Source organism: Streptomyces sp. NRRL F-5755 (genome assembly GCF_001279365.1).
Classification (GTDB): Bacteria; Actinomycetota; Actinomycetes; order Streptomycetales; family Streptomycetaceae; genus Streptomyces; species Streptomyces rimosus.
Map to the genome: position 1 here is coordinate 22,098 of NZ_LGCW01000263.1, position 16,988 is coordinate 39,085.

Consider the following 16,988-nt stretch of genomic DNA (forward strand, 5'->3'; position numbering starts at 1 on the left):
GCAGCGCGCGCTTCGTACGCCGCCCTAGGATGCAAGGGAACGGCGCCACCCCGGCCAGCCCCGGCACGAAGGAGAGGGCAGCGGCATGAGTGCCCAACCCGAGGAACCACCCGAGGAACTGGTACCTCGCCCCGACCTGGCCTTTCCCAGCCTGCGCGCCGCCCTCGCCCGGGTCGCTCCCGCGCGGCTGCCGGAGATGCTGGCCGACCGCGATGTCCAGTTCACCCGGGCCACGGAGTCGGGATCGTTCGAGCCGATCAAGGGCTTCCAGCTCAAGTGGGCCACCGTCATCGAGATGAAGCGGCGCCGCGACCTCGACCAGCGCATGGAAGCCGCGCAGCGCATCATCCACACTCTCGACCGTGACGCCCCGGAGTGGCGAGCTGCCATGGACGAGGTGCGCGACGTGTACAACGAGGCTCGCCGCGCGGTGACCGGTGGCTGAGTGGCGCTGGGAGTACGACCCCACCGCGGAGCACGTCATCGGGGGCATCGACGACTTGGCGTTCATCGCCAGGGTCGAGGAGACGGCCGACGAGCTGGTACGGGCAGCGGCTGCCCAATATCTTGAGGGCACGCTCTACCAGGGCGCATCCCCGGCACTCGGCCAAGAGATCGTTCCCGGCGGCATGTTCGTCCACCAGACCGTTCCGCGCCACCAGCACGTGTACATCCTCCAGGTCACCTTGGCACCGCGCTAGGAGCTCGTCGCCGGGCCGTTGCGGTCAAGCACTCACGGAGGCCGCGCGTATCCGCCCGTCGATCACGGCGGACCGGAAGGCCAGCCACTCGCGTTCCGTGAAGAGCAGGGCCGGTCCCGATGGCTGCTTGGAGTCCCGCACTGCCACGACCGCAGGAACGTTGGTCGCCACCTCAACGCACTCACCACCGGCGGGGCTGCTGTAACTGGACTTGACGAAATGAAATGCGTTCACGAATCACGTCTCCTTGCGCAGATCGTCAATAAAGGCCGCTGAGTCATCAGGCGTGAGGCTCAGCCCGGCAGTGCGGTCGAAGGATTCCCGGTACAGGGCGCTGTCATCCTCATGCTCGACCCAGACCGTCGAGGTAGTCCCGTCGAGGTGAACCACGTCCACCGCACCGGGCTCGGCGAACGAGACGATGTTGAAAGGGCTCGTGAGACAGGGGTGGGCCCCGGCGGCATACGGCAATACCTGCAGCGTCACATTGGGCAACGCGGTCAGATCGAGCAGCTTGCCGAGCTGATTGCGCATGACCTCGGAACCGCCGACCAGTTGCCGGAGCGCGGCTTCCCAAACCACTGCGTGCACCTGCAGGGGTCGCTCGCCGGTCAGCCTCGCCTGCCTGCGCATCCTAATTTCGACGGAACGCTCGATCGCGTCCGGCCCGTGCCAGGCACCGAGGAGCGCTCGCGCATACTCGGCGGTCTGGCACAGCCCCGGGATCAGCGACAGCTGCCAATTACGGACCAGGCTCGCCACGTCTTCCAAGGCGATGTACTCGGCCAGCGCCCCGGCGTTCGGCGCATGGCGCCACCACCCTTTCGCCCTCCGCCGCTCCCGATCCAGCTTCGCCAGCCCCAACAGCCGCCCCACCGTTTCGGCGTCATCCATCTCATACAGATGGCACAGCGCCCGGATATCCGGATCCCGCATGGGAACCAGTCCCCGCTCCATCTTCGCGACCTTGGGTACCGAGGCGGTCAGCGCCTCCGCCGCCTGGGCCTGGCGCATGCCCCGCGCTTCTCGCATGCGGAGGAGTTCGCCGCCGAGTCTGCGGCCCAGCACGGTGGAAACCGAAGTGCCACGTTCGGGTCGGTCACCCGCCATCTCCCGCCCCTTCCCGTCAAGTTGCCCAAACTACCGGGAGTAAAAATTTCTGCGCGTACGACTTGCCGTGTCGCGCAGAGTAACACTACCGTCTGTGTCCACTCGCTCGCAGAGTGAGTAGAACGTTGGCACCCCGACGGAGGCGATCAGCCATGCCCGTTCCCCAACTCACGTACGAAGACAAGCTCGACTACACGCCCACCGCGCGCAGCGTCTCCCTCGCCCGGCGGCGGGCGGCCCGGCTGGTGGCGGAGTGGGGGCAGGAGGGCATCGCGGGGGATGTGGCGTTGATTGTTTCGGAGTTGGCGTCCAATGCGTTGTTGCACGGGACGTTGCGGGGGCGGTTGTTCCGAGTGCGGTTGGTGATGGGTGAGGGCCTGTTGCGGGTCGAGGTGAGTGATCCGCGGGGTGAGCGCGTGCCGCGGGAGCGGCGCGGGGTGTATTCCACCTCCGGGCACGGGCTTGTGCTCGTGGGCGAGCTTGCCGATCGGTGGGGGATCGAGCCCCGTACCGTGGGGAAGACCGTGTGGGCCGAGGTGGAACTGCAAGCCGCGGTTACGCGGCCATGCGGCCCTCGGCGATCAGGCGGTTGACGACCTGCATGTGTGCGGGGGCGCAGCGTTCGCGTGCCTCGTGGCGGTCGAACCACGCGTACTCGGCGATCTCGCGGCCGGGGGCGGGGTTGATGTCCTGCGGGCCGCCGGTGAAGCAGGTCATGTGGAGGCGGCGGCCGGCGTTCACGCCGTGTGCGGTGGCGTGGATGGTGAAGGCCGGGGCGAGGTCTGCCGGAGCGATCGACAGGCCCAGTTCCTCCGAGAGTTCGCGGGACAGCGCCTCGGGGGCGGTCTCGCCCGGTTCGTACTTGCCGCCGGGGAGGTAGAACGTGTCGTTGCCGCGCGTACGGACGCTGAGCAGGCGGCCGTCCCGTACGTGCAGCCAGCCGACGGAGCGGAGGGGGGCCGGGCGGCCCAGGGCGAGCAGGGTTTCGCCGGTGGACTTGTCCGTACGGTGCGAGCGTTCCGTGAAGCCGAGGTGGGTGAAGAAGGCGTGGGCAGCCGTGTCGCGTTCACAGACTTCCGCCCCGAGGGCGCCCCGTAGCGACGCGGCGTGTTCCACGAGTTGGGTGCCGATGCCGCGCCCCTGCGCCTCGGGGGCGACATACAGGCCACTGATCTCGGAGCCGGGGAGGTGGAGAAGGCCGACGACCTTGCCATTACGCTCGTCCACCGCGACCCAGGTGTCCGTCTGGGATGACTGCCGTACCGCCTGCGGCCAGAGACCGGTGACGGCCTGCTCGTCCTCCGGACAGTAGGGGCGGATGATCGTCGGGCAGCTGCTCATTCGTGCGACGGTATGCGGCACATACGGAGGCAGCAACTCCTTTTGCGCGGGACAGTGGCCTCGTCCCCGTCCCAGGCCCCACGCGTACGCCGCGATCTCTATCGGAAGATGTACCGCCTGTCCGACTTAAGGCTGACGTGAGTCTGTACCTGGCGCGTACGAAATCGGCGTTTCGCCGTGACGTAATGGAAGGGAGGGGCCGGTCAGGCTCCGAACCGTATGCAAGGGGAGACCACCATGCAGTCCAGGACGACCGCCGGCCGCCGCGCTCGGACCACCGTCATGGTCGCACTGCTCGTGGCCGCGCTGTGGGGCGGGATCGCGCTGACGAAGGGCGCGGCGCAGGGCGACCACAACGCGCCGGGCGGGCCCGTGGGGCACCTCAGCCGCGCCGTGGAGATCATCCGGGGCTGAGCAGGGACGAGAAGCCGACGGGCGGGCCCGGGACGACCGACGAGGTCGTTCCGGGCCCGCCTGTGTGTGGTGCCCGAAAGATCAGGCCCAGGTGATCAGGCGCTTCGGGTGCTCCAGGATCGCGGCGATGTCCGCGAGGACCTTCGAGCCCAGTTCGCCGTCGACCAGGCGGTGGTCGAAGGAGAGCGCCAGCGTCGTGACCTGGCGGGGCTTGACCTTGCCCTTGTGGACCCAGGGCTGGAGCTTGACCGCGCCGAAGGCGAGGATCGCGGACTCCCCGGGGTTGAGGATGGGGGTGCCGGTGTCCACGCCGAAGACGCCCACGTTGGTGATCGTGACGGTGCCGCCGGCCATGTCGCCGGGGGCCGTCCTGCCCTCGCGGGCCGTGCTGACCAGTTCACCGAGGGCGGCGGCCAGCTGGGGCAGGGTCTTGGCCTCGGCGTCCTTGATGTTCGGGACGATCAGGCCGCGCGGGGTGGCCGCGGCGATGCCCAGGTTCACATAGTCCTTGCGGACGATCTCCTGGTTCTCCTCGTCCCAGGCCGCGTTGATCTCCGGGTTGCGCTTGATCGCGACCAGCAGGGCCTTGGCGACGAGCAGGAGCGGGTTGACGCGCAGGCCCGCCATGTCGGGGTCCTGCTTGAGCTCCTGGACGAGCTTCATCGTGCGCGTCACGTCGACGGTGATGAACTCCGTGACGTGCGGCGCGGTGAAGGCGCTGTTGACCATCGCCTGGGCGGTGGCCTTGCGTACGCCCTTGATGGGGGTACGCGTCTCGCGGGCGCGGACGGCCTCGGAGCCGCCGGTGGCCACGGCGGCGGCCGGGGCCGGAGCCGGGGCCTGCGCGGCGGGGACGGTCGCGGACGCCGCCGCGTGCACGTCCTCGCGGGTGATCACGCCGTCCGGGCCGGTCGGGGTGACCGTCGCCAGGTCGATGCCCAGGTCCTTGGCCAGCTTGCGGACGGGGGGCTTGGCCAGCGGCCGCTCCGCGGTGGGAACGGCGGGGGCGACGGGAGCGGCTGGGGTCGCGGGCGTCCCCGCGTGCCCGTTCAGCTCCGCCTGCACCGCCGCGGCGGCCGGCTCCGCCGCCGCGCCCGGCTGCGGCTTGCGCGCCCGGCGCTTCGTGGACGAAGGCGCCGCGCCGTAACCGACGAGGACGGCCTGCCGGCCCTGCGGCTCGGCCTCCTCCGCCTCGGCCGCCGGAGCGGCCTCCGCCGCCGGGGCCTCGGCCGGGCCCGCGCCCGGGTTCGTGTCCACCACGATGATCGAGGTGCCCACGTCGACGGTGACGCCCTCGTCGAAGTGCACCGCCTGCACGACGCCGTCGTACGGGCAGGGCAGCTCCACGGCGGCCTTGGCGGTCTCCACCTCGCAGATGACCTGGCCGTCGGTGACGGTGTCACCGGGCCGGACGTACCACTTGAGGATCTCGGCCTCGGTGAGTCCCTCGCCCACGTCGGGCATCTTGAACTCGCGGAAGCGCTGCTCGGTTGCAGTCATGGTCACTACTCCTCAAGCCCTTCAGTACGCCAGCGCGCGGTCGACCGCGTCGAGCACCCGGTCGAGACCCGGCAGGTATTCGTCCTCCAGCCTGGACGGCGGGTACGGCGCGTGGAAACCGCCCACCCGCAGCACCGGGGCCTCCAGGTGGTAGAAGCACCGCTCCGTGATGCGGGCGGCGATCTCCGAGCCCGTACCGAGGAAGACCGGCGCCTCGTGGACGATCACCAGCCGGCGGGTCCGCTCGACCGACGCCTGCACCGCGTCGAAGTCGATGGGCGAGATCGTGCGCAGGTCCAGGACCTCGACGGACTTGCCCTCCTCGGCCGCGACCTTGGCCGCGTCCAGACAGACCTTGACCATCGGGCCGTACGCGGCGAGCGTCAGGTCCGTGCCGGTCTGCGCCACCCGCGCCTTGTGCAGCGGGTCCGGGATCGCCTCGGTGTCCAGGCGGCCCTTGTCGTGGTAGCGGCGCTTGGGCTCGAAGTAGATGACCGGGTCGTCGCTCTCGATGGCCTGGCGCATCATCCAGTACGCGTCGGAGGCGTTCGAGGGGGAGACGCACTTCAGGCCCGCGACGTGCGCGAAGAGCGCTTCCGGGGACTCGGAGTGGTGCTCGACCGCGCCGATGCCGCCGCCGTACGGGATGCGGATGACGACCGGCACCTTGACCTTGCCGAGCGCGCGGGCGTGCATCTTGGCGAGCTGGGTGACGATCTGGTCGTACGCGGGGAAGACGAAACCGTCGAACTGGATCTCCACGACGGGCCGGTAGCCGCGCAGCGCCATGCCGATGGCGGTGCCGACGATGCCGGACTCGGCGAGCGGGGTGTCGATGACCCGCTCCTCGCCGAAGTCCTTCTGCAGCCCGTCGGTGACGCGGAAGACGCCGCCGAGCTTGCCGACGTCCTCGCCCATGACCAGGACCTTGGGGTCGGCCTCCATGGAGGCGCGCAGCGACTCGTTGATCGCCTTGGACAGCGTGATCTTTTCGAAGACGGCCATGGTCAGTTCTCCTCCGCGTCCACGAACGACGCCTGGTACGCGGCGAATTGTGCGCGTTCCTCGTCGACGAGCGCATGCCCGTCGGCGTAGATGTTCTCAAAGATCGCCATGTTGTCGGGGTCCGGCATCGCCCGGACCACCTCACGCACCCGCTTGCCGAGCGCCTCGCTCTCCTCCTCGACGGAGTCGAAGTACGCCTGGTCGGCGAAGCCCTCGTTCAGCAGGTAGGTGCGCAGCCGCAGGATCGGGTCCTTGGCCTCCCACGCCTCGCGCTCCTCGTCCCGGCGGTAGCGCGTCGGGTCGTCGGAGGTGGTGTGGGCGCCCATCCGGTACGTGAACGCCTCGACCAGCATCGGGCCCTCGCCCGAGCGCGCGCGCTCCAGGGCCGCCCGGGTCACCGCCAGGCAGGCCAGCACGTCGTTGCCGTCGACCCGTACGCCCGGGAAGCCGTAGCCGCGGGCCCGCTGGTAGAGCGGGACGCGGGTCTGCTTCTCGGTGGGCTCGGAGATCGCCCACTGGTTGTTCTGGCAGAAGAACACCACGGGGGCGTTGTAGACCGCGGAGAAGGTGAAGGACTCGGCCACGTCGCCCTGGCTGGAGGCGCCGTCGCCGAAGTACGCGATGACCGCCGAGTCGGCGCCGTCCTTCTGGACGCCCATCGCGTAGCCGGTCGCGTGCAGCGTCTGCGAGCCGATGACGATCGTGTACAGGTGGAAGTTGTTGCTGTTGGGGTCCCAGCCGCCGTTGTTCACACCGCGGAACATGCCCAGCAGGTTGGTCGGGTCCACGCCGCGGCACCAGGCGACACCGTGCTCCCGGTAGGTCGGGAAGACGTAGTCGTCGTCGCGCAGCGCGCGCCCGGAGCCGATCTGCGCGGCCTCCTGGCCCAGCAGCGAGGCCCACAGGCCCAGCTCGCCCTGGCGCTGGAGGGTCGTCGCCTCGGCGTCGAAGCGCCGCGTGAGGACCATGTCCCGGTACAGCCCGCGGAGTTCCTCGTCCGACAGGTCGATCGAGTACTCCGGGTGCTCGACCCGCTCACCCTCCGGGGTCAGCAGCTGTACGAGCTGGTCCTGCTCCGCCTCGGCGGAGGCCGGGGCCACCGCCTTCTTCTTGGCGGGTGCTGCCTTTTTCGCGGTGGCGCGCTTCCCGCCACCGCGGGTGGTCTTCCGCGCGGCAGTGCTCTCCACGGTCACGTGCTGCTCCTCCGTCTGTCCGGCCCCCGGGGTCCGCCGGTGGCCGTATTGCGGCTCACCCGGTATCCGATACGGCGCACGGGGTGTGTGCGGCACGACGCGGCCCGGGTGGAACAAGGTGTCCCGGCCACGGCCTGCCGGAGGGCGGTGTGCCCTATTTCCGGAGCCTAGGCGAAAAGGGAGCTGACCTGCGACTTTGCTTGGGGTTCCAAGTAATTTGCTTGGATTTCCGAGCAAGTGGCCGATCAGTCGGCTATCCCCTGTTCTCAGCGTTGCAGCCCGCCGGGACAACGGCACGTTATATCGGTGACCAGGAGCATTGGAAGACTTCGTGTGTGAGACTGAGCAGGTGCGCGAAGACGGAAAAATCACGGTATTCCTGCTGGACGACCATGAGGTCGTCCGGCGCGGCGTCCACGAAATGCTCTCCGTGGAGGAGGACATCGAGGTGGTCGGCGAGGCCGGCACCGCCGCAGATGCCCTGGTCAGGATCCCTGCGACCCGTCCCGACGTGGCCGTGCTGGACGTCCGGCTGCCGGACGGCAGCGGTGTCGAGGTCTGCCGGGAGATCCGTTCCCAGGACGAGAACATCAAATGCCTGATGCTCACGTCCTTCGCGGACGACGAGGCCCTGTTCGACGCCATCATGGCAGGGGCGTCGGGGTACGTCCTCAAGGCGATCCGCGGCAACGAGCTGCTGACCGCCGTACGGGACGTGGCGGCCGGCAAGTCGCTGCTGGACCCGGTGGCCACCGCCCGCGTACTGGAGCGCCTACGGGACGGCAACAACGCCCGCGGCGACGACCGGCTGGCGAACCTCACCGAGCAGGAGCGCAAGATCCTCGACCTGATCGGCGAGGGGCTGACCAACCGCGCGATCGGCGAGCGTCTGCACCTCGCCGAGAAGACCATCAAGAACTACGTCTCCAGCCTGCTGTCGAAGCTGGGCATGGAACGGCGGTCGCAGGCGGCGGCGTATGTGGCGCGGATGAAGGCGGAGCGGCAGTAAGGGCCGGGTCGGAGGGCCGAAGGCCGGACGACGGCCGGGACGGAAAGCGGAATACATCCGTCCACCCCGCCGCGAAGGGACCGCCGCAAAAAAAATCCGGCCCCGCCACACCGCTCCCGACCACGTAAAACGCCCCCGAACTGACAAACTCCCGCCCCATTCAGGACCAACGTCCCGTTTCCGCCAGGGCGGGTGCCTCTACTTTCGCGCGGCCCGGCACGGCAGGGTGTAGGCATGCCCACCGACGACTACCGAGCCATCGAGCTGCTGAACCGCACCCCCTACGGACGGGTGTCGGCCAGCCTGCGGGCCCTGCCTTTCACCGCCGTCACGCGGCACATCGTGGTCGACGGCCGGCTCCTGCTGCGCCTGCACCGCGGCTACGGCTACCACCGCGCCCTGGACGGCAACGTCGTCGCCTACGAGGCCGACAACGCCAACTCCGGCGCCCAGGACACCTGGTCCGTACAGTTCACCGGCACCGCCCGCGCCATCGCGCCGACGCCGGCCGAGTACGAGCAGTTCGGCCGCACCCCCCGGCTGGCCGACGGAGAGCCCTTCGACCCGGTTTTCCTCCGCATAGAACCGGAGTTTGTCAAGGTCCACCACCTCTGCGATGTCCCTGTGTTCCGATACGCCCACTCAGCGTGACCCGGTGATCTAACATCTGGCGCGTGCTGCGCTCATCCGATGTCCGGACGGCGTCCCCGCCCGACGGACACACCCTCGGCTCCCTGCTGCGCCGCTACGGCGCCGGGGAGCCGTTGTCGTGCGTACCGGTCGCCGAGGGGCTGCTCAACCGCGGCTACCGCCTCGCCACCACACACGGCCGCTACTTCCTCAAGCACCACCTCGACGGCGACCAGGCCGCCATCGCCCGCCAGCACCGCGCCACGCGCCGCCTGGCCGCCCTCGGCCTGCCCGTCGCCCCGCCCCTCGCCGACGCGGACGGCCGTACGGTCACGGTCCTCGGCGGCCGCTGCTACGCGCTCCACCCCTGGGTCGAGGGCCGCCACCGGGACGGCGCCGCGCTCACCCGCCACCAGTCGCGCCGCCTCGGCGCCCTGCTGGGGCAGGTGCACACCGCGCTGGAGCAGGTCATAACGCCCGATACGGCGGGGCCCGGGGCCCCGTACGAGCACGCGGGCGCCGACCCCGCGCGTACCTTCGAGATGATCGACGAGCTGCTCGCGCTCGCCCGCCGGTCCCGGCCGCGCAGCAGCTTCGACGAGCTCGCCGAACACCGGCTGCTGGAGCGCCGAGCCCTGCTGGAACGTGAGGCCCACCGCCGCCCCGGCGCGGACCGGGTCCCGGCCACCGGCTGGGTGCACGGCGACTTCCACCCGCTCAACCTGCTCTACCGGGACGCCGAACCGGCCGCCATCGTGGACTGGGACCGGCTGGCCGTGCAGCCCCGCGCCGAGGAGGCCGTACGGGCCGCCGCGATCTTCTTCGTCCAGCCCGCGGGCACCCTGGACCTGCCGAAGGTAGGGGCCTACGCGGGCGCCTACCGCCGCGCCTCGGGCGCCGGAGCGGCGGAACTGGCCGCCGCCGTGCACCGGGTGTGGTGGGAGCGGCTCAACGACTTCTGGATGCTCGACTGGCGCTACCGGCTGGGCGACCGGCGGGCCGATCCGCAGTTCCCGGCGGCGGCCGCGCTGGCGGTGTGGTGGACGCGGGAGTACGGGGCGGTGCGGGCGGCTTTCACGGAGTGAGGGCGGCGCGGCGGGAGCCCGTGAGCCCGGAGGCCCTGGAACGCCGCGACGGGCGGCCGGAGGTCCGGCCGCCCGTCGTGGTCGGGCGCTGAGCTGCGGCGGGGCGTCAGCCGCCGTCCGAGTCGCCGATCGCGCCGGTGCCGGCCGGGCCGCTGCCCGCGCTGGTCCCCGCGTTCGAGCTGCCGGTGCTCGTGTTGCCGTTCGTCGTGCCGCCCTTGCTGTCACCGTTGTTGCCGCCGTCGGTGCCGGTGCTCGTGTTGCCGTTGGTCGAGCCGCCGGTGGACGGCTTGCTGGGCGGCGGGGAGGACGGGGGCTTGGACGACGGCGTCGGCTTCGAGGAGGGCGACTGGGACGTGCGCGGCGTGGTCGGCTGGCGCGTCGACGGGCGGTTCCACGTGCCCGAGTCGCCGCCCGTGCCGCCGGGCTGCGTGTACGGGGTCGACGGCTCGTCGGACGGCGACTCCGACGGCTGGTCCTCGGTGCTCTGCGAGACCGACGGGCTCTTGGTCGGCTGCGGGTTCTTCTGCTTGCCGTCGCCGCCCGCGCTCTTGATCGCGATGGCCACGCCGACCGCGATGGCGATCACCGCGAGCGCCGCGATCAGCCAGATCTTGCCGCGGCCGCCCTTGGCGGGCCGGGGCCCGCCCTCGTAGGCGCCGTCCCCGTCCCGCATACCGGGCGGCAGGATCGGCTGCGCCGCGGTCTGCCCGTGGTCCGGGTGCGGCAGGGCGGTGGTGGCCGCCATCGAGCCCATGGCCGGGGTGTGGCCGCCGTCGTGCACGGCGACCGGGCCGGTGTTCCACGTACCACTGTGGCCGCCCTGCTCGTGGAGCATCTGAAGGGCGTACTGGACCAGGCCGCGCATCTCCTCCGCGGTCTGGAAGCGGTCGTCCGGGTCCTTGGCCAGCGAGCGCATCACCAGGCCGTCCAGCTCCGGCGGCACCGAGGAGGAGACCTCGGAGGGCGGCACCGGCATGTCCTGGACGTGCTGGTAGACGACGGACAGCGGGGTCTCGCCGGTGAACGGGGGGCGCAGCGCGAGCAGTTCGTACAGCAGGCAGCCGGTCGCGTACAGGTCGGAGCGGGTGTCCACGGTCTTGCCGAGGGCCTGCTCGGGGGAGAGGTACTGCGGCGTGCCCATGACCATGCCGGTCTGGGTCATCGTCGACTGCGCGCCGTGCAGCGCGCGGGCGATGCCGAAGTCCATCACCTTGACCGCGCCGCCGTGCGTGATGATCACGTTCGCGGGCTTGATGTCGCGGTGCACGATGCCGTGCTGGTGGCTGTAGGCCAGTGCCTCCAGCACCCCGGAGACGATGATCAGCGCCTGGTCCGGCGGCGGCGCGTCGGCGTTCAGCAGCAGGTCGCGGATGGTGCGGCCCTCGACCAGCTCCATGACGATGTACGGCACCGTGTTGCCGCCGACGTAGTCCTCGCCGGAGTCGTACACCGCCACCACCGCGTGGTGGTTCAGGCCCGCGACGGACTGTGCCTCACGGGTGAAGCGGGCCTTGGAGACCGGGTCCTCCGCGAGGTCGGCCCGCAGCAGCTTGACGGCGACGGTGCGGCCGAGGCGCACGTCCTCGGCGGCGAACACCTCCGCCATACCGCCACGTCCGAGCCGGCGCGTGAGCCGGTAGCGTCCGTCGCCCACCAAACCGCCATTGCCCCACATCTCCGGCGCATCGGGGAGATTCCCATCGGGAGAGTGGGAGCCGGTGGCATCAGGATCGGACGGGCCCTGGGGGCTCTGCGTCGGTGCCATCGGTCCTCGCCGTCGTATCAATCCGCATCACAGCGGTAAGGTCTCGGTCTTCGCTAGAGCACGCTACAGGCTCCGCGGCATACGCCGGTCCCGTGATGGACCGGTCATCACACCTTCTGCGGCCCCATTGTCGCAAGTTAACCCGAGGTAATCACGGGCCGATCGGCGATCCGAATGGTTCAGGACCGTAATGGGATCTTGCGCATCTGGTCACGGAACGGGCACACGGCTTGACGTGTACCGGCCCTGGTGCAGACTGGGCTGCGATTCAGACACCGATCTCGTACAACCCATACTGATCTCGGCACGTCCGCAGGCGCACGAGCCGCAGCCCACGACGTTGAGTAACGTCTGTACTCGTCATACACGTCGGAGCGCTGCACGGACGGGCACAGCACCATCAGCCACGAGGCGCGGCGCGCCGCAACACGTGCGCAGGAACAGCGCGCCAAGGGGGAAGCGGAACCATGAGCCAGGACGGCGCTCAGGGCCAGTACGAGGGCCGTTCGGTCGGCGGGGGACGCTACCAGCTCCGTGATCTTCTGGGCGCCGGCGGCATGGCGTCCGTGCACCTCGCCTACGACAGCGTGCTGGACCGCGAGGTCGCGATCAAGACCCTGCACACCGAGCTGGGCCGCGAGCAGGCGTTCCGTGAGCGCTTCCGGCGCGAGGCCCAGTCCGTGGCCAAACTCACGCACACCAACATCGTCTCGGTGTTCGACTCCGGCGAGGACGAGCTGGACGGCGGCATGGTGCCGTACATCGTCATGGAGTACGTGGCGGGCCGGCCGCTCCGCTCCGACCTGGACAGCGACATCGCCCAGCACGGCGCGATGCCCACCGAGAAGGCGCTGAAGATCACCGCCGATGTGCTGGCCGCCCTGGAGGTCAGCCACGAAATGGGTCTGGTCCACCGGGACATCAAGCCCGGCAACGTCATGCTCAACAAGCGCGGCGTGGTCAAGGTCATGGACTTCGGCATCGCCCGCGCCATGCAGTCCGGCGTCACCTCCATGACGCAGACCGGCATGGTCGTCGGCACCCCGCAGTACCTCTCCCCCGAGCAGGCGCTGGGCCGCGGCGTGGACGCCCGCTCGGACCTGTACTCGGTCGGGATCATGCTCTTCGAGCTGCTGACCGGGCAGCTGCCCTTCGACGCGGACTCGCCGCTGGCCATCGCGTACGCGCACGTCCAGGAGGAGCCGCCGGTCCCCTCCGGCATCAACCGGTCGCTGCCGCCCGCCGTGGACGCGCTGGTCGCCCGCGCGCTGAAGAAGAACCCCAACGAGCGGTTCCCGACCGCCGAGGCGATGCGGGACGAGTGCCTGCGCGTCGCCGGGTCGGGCCAGTCCGGCGCGACGCCGCTCATCATCAGCGAGGGCCCGCGCGCCCGTAACAGCGGCTCCTCGGTGTCCTCGGCGGTCTTCCCGGCCGCCTCCGCGAACGCCGCCGGACCGCACACCCCCGCACCGCCGAGCGTGCAGACGCCTTACCAGCCGACGCAGGCCGCTCCCCAGGCCGGCCCGCAGATGGGCCCGGGGCCTGCGGCGAACGGCGGGCCCGGCTTCGGCCCCTCCGCGCCGTCCACGCCGCCGCCGGTGAACGCCTTCCAGCCGCCCGGCCCCATCCCCTCCCAGGGCCCGGGCCCCGCCCCGTTCAACAACAGCTTCCAGACCCCGCCCCCGTACGCGGGCCCCTCCACGCCCGCTCCCGCGCCGGTCGGGCCCGGCCCCGGCGGCAACCGCTCCGGCAAGAGCAACACCCCGGTGATCGTGGTCTCCGCCGTCGTCGGCGTGGTCGTGGTCACCGCGATCGCCATCGGCATCGGCCTGAGCGGCGGCGGCGACAGCCCGAACCCGCGCCCCACCGGCGCGTACAGCTACTCGCCGTCCCCCTCGGACTCGGTCAGGCCGGAGGACCCGACGGCCACCATCTCGACCACGCGCTGCACCGACCCGGTCAAGAGCTACAGCCAGAAGGGCAAGATCTTCCTGCCGTCCTTCTACGGCAAGAACCTGGACTCGGTGAAGAAGTGCATGGACGCGGCCGGCTGGTCGTACGACATCTCCGAGCGCAACAACTCCCTGTACGGCAAGAACACCGTCATCGGCCAGTCGCCGATCTCGATGTGGGACCCGTCGTCCGGCGAGAAGATTCACCTGACCGTGTCGACGGGGCGCAGTTAGTAGGACCGGCGGCAGCCGATCGACAGCACACAAGAAGGGCCCGGCGCGCGGGGTGCGCGGCGGGCCCTTCTTCATATGGCCTGTACATGGCCTGCGAAAGCGGGCGGGTCCGTCAAAGGGGTTAAAGGTACGGGCCGGAGCGGGCGCCGCCCTGGCTCTTCTGGGACTGCTCCAGGTCCTCCGACGGCACCGCACCGGGCGGCAGCGCGCGGCGCATCTGCTCCAACTGGGCGCGAGCCGCCATCTGCTGGGCGAACAGCGCGGTCTGGATGCCGTGGAAAAGCCCCTCCAGCCAGCCGACCAACTGGGCCTGCGCGATGCGCAGTTCCGCGTCCGTGGGCACCGAGTCGTCGGTGAACGGCAGGGACAGCCGCTCCAGCTCCTCGACCAGCTCGGGCGCGAGGCCGTCCTCCAGTTCCTTGACCGAGCTGGAGTGGATCTCCTTCAGACGCACCCGGCTCGCCTCGTCCAGCGGAGCGGCCTTCACCTCTTCGAGAAGCTGCTTGATCATGCTGCCGATGCGCATGACCTTCGCGGGCTGTTCGACCATGTCCGTCACGGGAACCTCGCGGGACTCGTCGTCGCCGTCCCCGCCACCGGAGCCGGCGCTGCCGAGAGCCATCCCGTCCGGGCCGACAACCAGGACGTGCGGGCTCTCCTGCGACCGTTCGTTCATCGGCATATCCATGCCGCCATTCTCTCGTACAGCTGACTAGGAACGGTTGTGCCCTGGGAGAAAGGTGATCCAACCTCCGGATGGGGATGAGCTTTGGGGTGAGCTTCGGGGCGGTCTTGGTACGGGGTGCGGACCGGCGGTGACGGGCCCGGTCACGAGCGCCTGAGCCGCAGGGCGATGAAGGCCAGCCCGAGGCCGGTCAGCGCCATGCCGGCGCCCAGCGGCAGCACCCGGTGGACGCCGTTGCCCTGCTCGGCGGCGGTGCCCGGGGTGCGCTGCGCGGCCGACGCGGCGCCGGGCACCGCTCCGGGCGCGTAACGGGAGGGACCGTGCGGCCGGGCGGCGGCCGCCGACGAGGAGGGTGCCTGGAGGGGCGGCAGCGGTACGTAGGGCCGGTTGGCGAGGCGCCCGGCCAGATCGCTCCGGCGGGGCCGCGTGGGGGCGCGAGAGGGCTTCCCGGAGGGCTTGGAGGCCGCGGGTGACGGGGGCCGGGACGCGTAGCCGTTCTGCGGGCCCGCGTCCGCGTCGGCCGAGAGGCCGTTCGCCGACGGGTCGGGCGCCGGCGGGACGGCCGGGCGGGGATCGTCCGTACCGGAGCCGGACGCCGGTCCGCCGGAGGGGGCCGGGAGGGCGGGGACGATGGGGACCAGGCGGCTCAGTGCGTCGAGGGGGGTGGTGGGGCGGGGAGTGGCCGGATGGGGAGCACCGGTGTCCGTGTCGGTGCCGGATTCCGGGGGTTCCGCGTGGTCGGCGTCGTCCGGGCGGCCGGGGCCCTGGTTGCGATCGGGAAGTGTACGGGCCTGGCCTGCGACGTTGTGGGTGAGGACGCTGTGGCGCGGGGCCGCTGCCGGCGCCGTGGCCGCTGTGGCCGCCGTCGCGTACGGGAGGGGCAGCAGGGCCGTGGTGAGCAGCAGGCGGGCCGCGAGGCGCGGCCGGAGCCGGAGCGGGCGGGGACGGCACTGCCGTCCCGCTGCCGGGTCCACGGGTATCGGGCGCACGGGCAGCGGAGTAACCGGTACCGGGGGCGGGTATGCGGGGAGCTTGTTCTCCGGCACACGATCCGGTCCGGAATCCGGCAGATGTCCGGGCACATGGTCCGGCACATATCCCTGGGCCACGAGTTCCGACGTCACACCCATGACCTCCCGTACCCGCGGAGTGGTCGCCTGATTTCCTCAGCGTCACACGGGGGGATGTGCGCGGCATCCCGGGTGGTGCGGGGGTGTGGTGGGGCGGCTCCACCAGCGGCTCCGCGAGGTGAACGGGCGGCGTCCGCCGCGGCGGGCGCGCGGGGCGGACAGGTGGGCGCGCGGTGGCACCGTAGCCCCGGCACCACCGCGTCGCGCACCCGTGCGCCGGGTTCAGACCGTCAGGACGACCTTGCCCACATGGCTGCTGGCGTCCACGATCCGGTGCGCCTCGGCCGCCTCGGCCATCGGCAGCGTACGGTCCACTATCGGCCGGACCTGACCGTTCTCGATCAGCGGCCAGACGTGTTCCCGTACGGCCGCGACGATCGCCGCCTTCTCGGCCAGCGGACGGCCGCGCAGCGAGGTGGCGGTGACCGCGCCGCGCTTGGTCAGCAGCGCACCGAGGTTCAACTCGGCCTTGGCGCCGCCCTGGAGACCGATGATCGCCAGACGCCCGTTGGTGGCCAGCGCCTTGACGTTCGGGTCGAGGTACTTGGCGCCCATGATGTCCAGGATGACGTCCGCGCCCTTGCCGTCGGTGGCCTTGCGCACCTCCTCCACGAAGTCCTGGTCGCGGTAGTTGACGAGGATGTCGGCGCCCAGTTCGGCGCAGCGGGCCAGCTTGTCGGCGCTGCCCGCGGTGACCGCGACCCGCGCGCCGACCGCCTTGGCGAGCTGGATCGCCATCGTGCCGATGCCGCTGGAGCCGCCGTGCGCGAGCAGCGTCTCGCCGGGCCGCAGGTGCGCGATCATGAAGACGTTCGACCACACGGTGCACGTCACCTCGGGCAGCGCCGCGGCGGCGGCCATGTCGAGGCCCTTCGGTACGGGCAGCAGCTGGCCCGCCGGTACGGCGACCTGCTCCGCGTACCCGCCGCCCGAGAGCAGCGCGCACACCTCGTCGCCGACCGCCCAGCCGCCGACCCCCGGGCCGAGCGCCTTGATCCGGCCGGCGCACTCCAGGCCGGGGTACGGGGAGGCACCGGGCGGCGGATCGTAGAAGCCCTGGCGCTGGAGGAGGTCGGCACGGTTCACGGCCGTGGCCGCCACCTCGACCAGGACCTCCCCTTCGGACGGTTGCGGATCGGGCACCTCGGCCCATACGAGGGCGTCGGGGCCACCGGGTTCGGGAATGGTGATCGCACGCATGGCCGCGAGGCTACTCGCCCGCACGGGACGGCGT

The 16,988-nt window shown here is 71.0% G+C and carries 18 protein-coding genes; 8 read left to right on the forward strand and 10 right to left on the reverse strand.

Annotation, left to right across the window (positions count from 1 at the left end; genetic code table 11):
* The first annotated feature begins 85 nt into the window (after nucleotides 1-85).
* Both ADK86_RS22745 and ADK86_RS22750 read left to right on the forward strand, forming a co-directional pair.
* Entirely contained in the window at nucleotides 86-445 is a 360-nt protein-coding gene (locus ADK86_RS22745) for a hypothetical protein (RefSeq protein ID WP_030589856.1), read from the forward strand.
* Complete coding sequence (locus ADK86_RS22750; RefSeq protein ID WP_053698247.1) at nucleotides 438-701, forward strand: hypothetical protein; 264 nt, start codon at nucleotides 438-440, stop codon at nucleotides 699-701. Before ADK86_RS22745 ends, ADK86_RS22750 begins: the two co-directional genes overlap by 8 nt.
* A gap of 24 nt (nucleotides 702-725) precedes the next feature.
* Here ADK86_RS22750 and ADK86_RS22755 read toward each other — a convergent pair whose 3' ends face one another.
* Together ADK86_RS22755 and ADK86_RS22760 are read right to left on the reverse strand one after the other, a co-directional pair.
* The gene (locus tag ADK86_RS22755) at nucleotides 726-935 is read right to left on the reverse strand and encodes a DUF397 domain-containing protein (protein WP_053698248.1); all 210 of its coding nucleotides are present in this window, start codon (nucleotides 933-935) and stop codon (nucleotides 726-728) included.
* Nucleotides 936-938: 3 nt separating this feature from the next.
* The gene (locus ADK86_RS22760) at nucleotides 939-1,811 is read right to left on the reverse strand and encodes a helix-turn-helix domain-containing protein (RefSeq protein ID WP_053698249.1); all 873 of its coding nucleotides are present in this window, start codon (nucleotides 1,809-1,811) and stop codon (nucleotides 939-941) included.
* Nucleotides 1,812-1,963: 152 nt separating this feature from the next.
* Between ADK86_RS22760 and ADK86_RS22765 the strand changes: the two genes are divergently transcribed.
* The gene (locus ADK86_RS22765; protein WP_053698250.1) at nucleotides 1,964-2,404 is read left to right on the forward strand and encodes an ATP-binding protein; all 441 of its coding nucleotides are present in this window, start codon (nucleotides 1,964-1,966) and stop codon (nucleotides 2,402-2,404) included.
* Here the strand turns inward: ADK86_RS22765 and ADK86_RS41210 are convergent.
* A complete protein-coding gene (locus ADK86_RS41210) occupies nucleotides 2,367-3,152 on the reverse strand; it encodes a GNAT family N-acetyltransferase (protein WP_053698277.1) in 786 nt (261 codons plus the stop codon). The two genes, ADK86_RS22765 and ADK86_RS41210, sit on opposite strands and share 38 nt — an antisense overlap.
* 237 nt (nucleotides 3,153-3,389) lie before the next feature.
* Here ADK86_RS41210 and ADK86_RS43875 point away from each other — a divergent pair, with 237 nt between their 5' ends.
* A complete protein-coding gene (locus tag ADK86_RS43875; RefSeq protein WP_199821603.1) occupies nucleotides 3,390-3,566 on the forward strand; it encodes a hypothetical protein in 177 nt (58 codons plus the stop codon).
* Nucleotides 3,567-3,647: 81 nt separating this feature from the next.
* On the opposite strand, the gene ADK86_RS22780 is transcribed toward ADK86_RS43875, so the two are convergent.
* From ADK86_RS22780 to pdhA, 3 genes are read right to left on the reverse strand one after another with little or no spacing between them, the layout of a single operon-like run.
* Nucleotides 3,648-5,066 (reverse strand): dihydrolipoamide acetyltransferase family protein, encoded by a 1,419-nt coding sequence (locus ADK86_RS22780; RefSeq protein ID WP_053698252.1) that lies wholly within the window; start codon nucleotides 5,064-5,066, stop codon nucleotides 3,648-3,650.
* 21 nt (nucleotides 5,067-5,087) lie between these two features.
* Entirely contained in the window at nucleotides 5,088-6,071 is a 984-nt protein-coding gene (locus tag ADK86_RS22785; protein WP_030374496.1) for an alpha-ketoacid dehydrogenase subunit beta, read from the reverse strand.
* 2 nt (nucleotides 6,072-6,073) lie between these two features.
* Nucleotides 6,074-7,264 (reverse strand): pyruvate dehydrogenase (acetyl-transferring) E1 component subunit alpha, encoded by a 1,191-nt coding sequence (gene pdhA, locus ADK86_RS22790; protein ID WP_053698253.1) that lies wholly within the window; start codon nucleotides 7,262-7,264, stop codon nucleotides 6,074-6,076.
* A gap of 349 nt (nucleotides 7,265-7,613) precedes the next feature.
* Between pdhA and ADK86_RS22795 the strand changes: the two genes are divergently transcribed.
* From ADK86_RS22795 to ADK86_RS22805, 3 genes are all read left to right on the forward strand, one after another.
* A complete protein-coding gene (locus ADK86_RS22795; protein WP_030180780.1) occupies nucleotides 7,614-8,273 on the forward strand; it encodes a response regulator in 660 nt (219 codons plus the stop codon).
* 234 nt (nucleotides 8,274-8,507) lie between these two features.
* Nucleotides 8,508-8,924 carry a pyridoxamine 5'-phosphate oxidase family protein gene (locus ADK86_RS22800; RefSeq protein WP_053698254.1) on the forward strand — a complete coding sequence of 139 codons (417 nt, stop codon included), beginning with the start codon at nucleotides 8,508-8,510 and terminating at the stop codon, nucleotides 8,922-8,924.
* A gap of 23 nt (nucleotides 8,925-8,947) precedes the next feature.
* The gene (locus ADK86_RS22805; RefSeq protein WP_053698255.1) at nucleotides 8,948-9,988 is read left to right on the forward strand and encodes a phosphotransferase; all 1,041 of its coding nucleotides are present in this window, start codon (nucleotides 8,948-8,950) and stop codon (nucleotides 9,986-9,988) included.
* A 106-nt stretch (nucleotides 9,989-10,094) separates the two neighbouring features.
* On the opposite strand, the gene ADK86_RS22810 is transcribed toward ADK86_RS22805, so the two are convergent.
* A complete protein-coding gene (locus ADK86_RS22810; RefSeq protein WP_053698256.1) occupies nucleotides 10,095-11,753 on the reverse strand; it encodes a protein kinase domain-containing protein in 1,659 nt (552 codons plus the stop codon).
* A 467-nt stretch (nucleotides 11,754-12,220) separates the two neighbouring features.
* Between ADK86_RS22810 and ADK86_RS22815 the strand changes: the two genes are divergently transcribed.
* Complete coding sequence (locus ADK86_RS22815) at nucleotides 12,221-13,939, forward strand: Stk1 family PASTA domain-containing Ser/Thr kinase (protein WP_053698257.1); 1,719 nt, start codon at nucleotides 12,221-12,223, stop codon at nucleotides 13,937-13,939.
* A 121-nt stretch (nucleotides 13,940-14,060) separates the two neighbouring features.
* Here the strand turns inward: ADK86_RS22815 and ADK86_RS22820 are convergent, their stop codons facing one another.
* The 3 genes from ADK86_RS22820 to ADK86_RS22830 form a co-directional block, all read right to left on the reverse strand.
* Complete coding sequence (locus ADK86_RS22820; protein WP_030589819.1) at nucleotides 14,061-14,627, reverse strand: bacterial proteasome activator family protein; 567 nt, start codon at nucleotides 14,625-14,627, stop codon at nucleotides 14,061-14,063.
* Nucleotides 14,628-14,767: 140 nt separating this feature from the next.
* A complete protein-coding gene (locus ADK86_RS45240; RefSeq protein WP_159393915.1) occupies nucleotides 14,768-15,613 on the reverse strand; it encodes a hypothetical protein in 846 nt (281 codons plus the stop codon).
* Between the two features lie 363 nt (nucleotides 15,614-15,976).
* Entirely contained in the window at nucleotides 15,977-16,954 is a 978-nt protein-coding gene (locus ADK86_RS22830) for an NAD(P)H-quinone oxidoreductase (protein WP_030374489.1), read from the reverse strand.
* Between the last annotated feature and the right edge of the window lie 34 nt (nucleotides 16,955-16,988).

Excerpts from the sequence above, each read along its gene's own strand:
- ADK86_RS43875 (WP_199821603.1), top strand. The coding sequence starts at position 3,390 with ATGCAGTCCAGGACGACCGCCGGCCGCCGCGCTCGGACCACCGTCATG.
- ADK86_RS22830 (WP_030374489.1), bottom strand. The coding sequence starts at position 16,954 with ATGCGTGCGATCACCATTCCCGAACCCGGTGGCCCCGACGCCCTCGTA.
- ADK86_RS22745 (WP_030589856.1), top strand. The coding sequence starts at position 86 with ATGAGTGCCCAACCCGAGGAACCACCCGAGGAACTGGTACCTCGCCCC.
- ADK86_RS41210 (WP_053698277.1), bottom strand. The coding sequence starts at position 3,152 with ATGAGCAGCTGCCCGACGATCATCCGCCCCTACTGTCCGGAGGACGAG.
- ADK86_RS22810 (WP_053698256.1), bottom strand. The coding sequence starts at position 11,753 with ATGGCACCGACGCAGAGCCCCCAGGGCCCGTCCGATCCTGATGCCACC.
- ADK86_RS22780 (WP_053698252.1), bottom strand. The coding sequence starts at position 5,066 with ATGACTGCAACCGAGCAGCGCTTCCGCGAGTTCAAGATGCCCGACGTG.
- ADK86_RS22785 (WP_030374496.1), bottom strand. The coding sequence starts at position 6,071 with ATGGCCGTCTTCGAAAAGATCACGCTGTCCAAGGCGATCAACGAGTCG.
- ADK86_RS22815 (WP_053698257.1), top strand. The coding sequence starts at position 12,221 with ATGAGCCAGGACGGCGCTCAGGGCCAGTACGAGGGCCGTTCGGTCGGC.
- ADK86_RS22800 (WP_053698254.1), top strand. The coding sequence starts at position 8,508 with ATGCCCACCGACGACTACCGAGCCATCGAGCTGCTGAACCGCACCCCC.
- ADK86_RS22760 (WP_053698249.1), bottom strand. The coding sequence starts at position 1,811 with ATGGCGGGTGACCGACCCGAACGTGGCACTTCGGTTTCCACCGTGCTG.
- ADK86_RS22765 (WP_053698250.1), top strand. The coding sequence starts at position 1,964 with ATGCCCGTTCCCCAACTCACGTACGAAGACAAGCTCGACTACACGCCC.
- ADK86_RS22820 (WP_030589819.1), bottom strand. The coding sequence starts at position 14,627 with ATGGATATGCCGATGAACGAACGGTCGCAGGAGAGCCCGCACGTCCTG.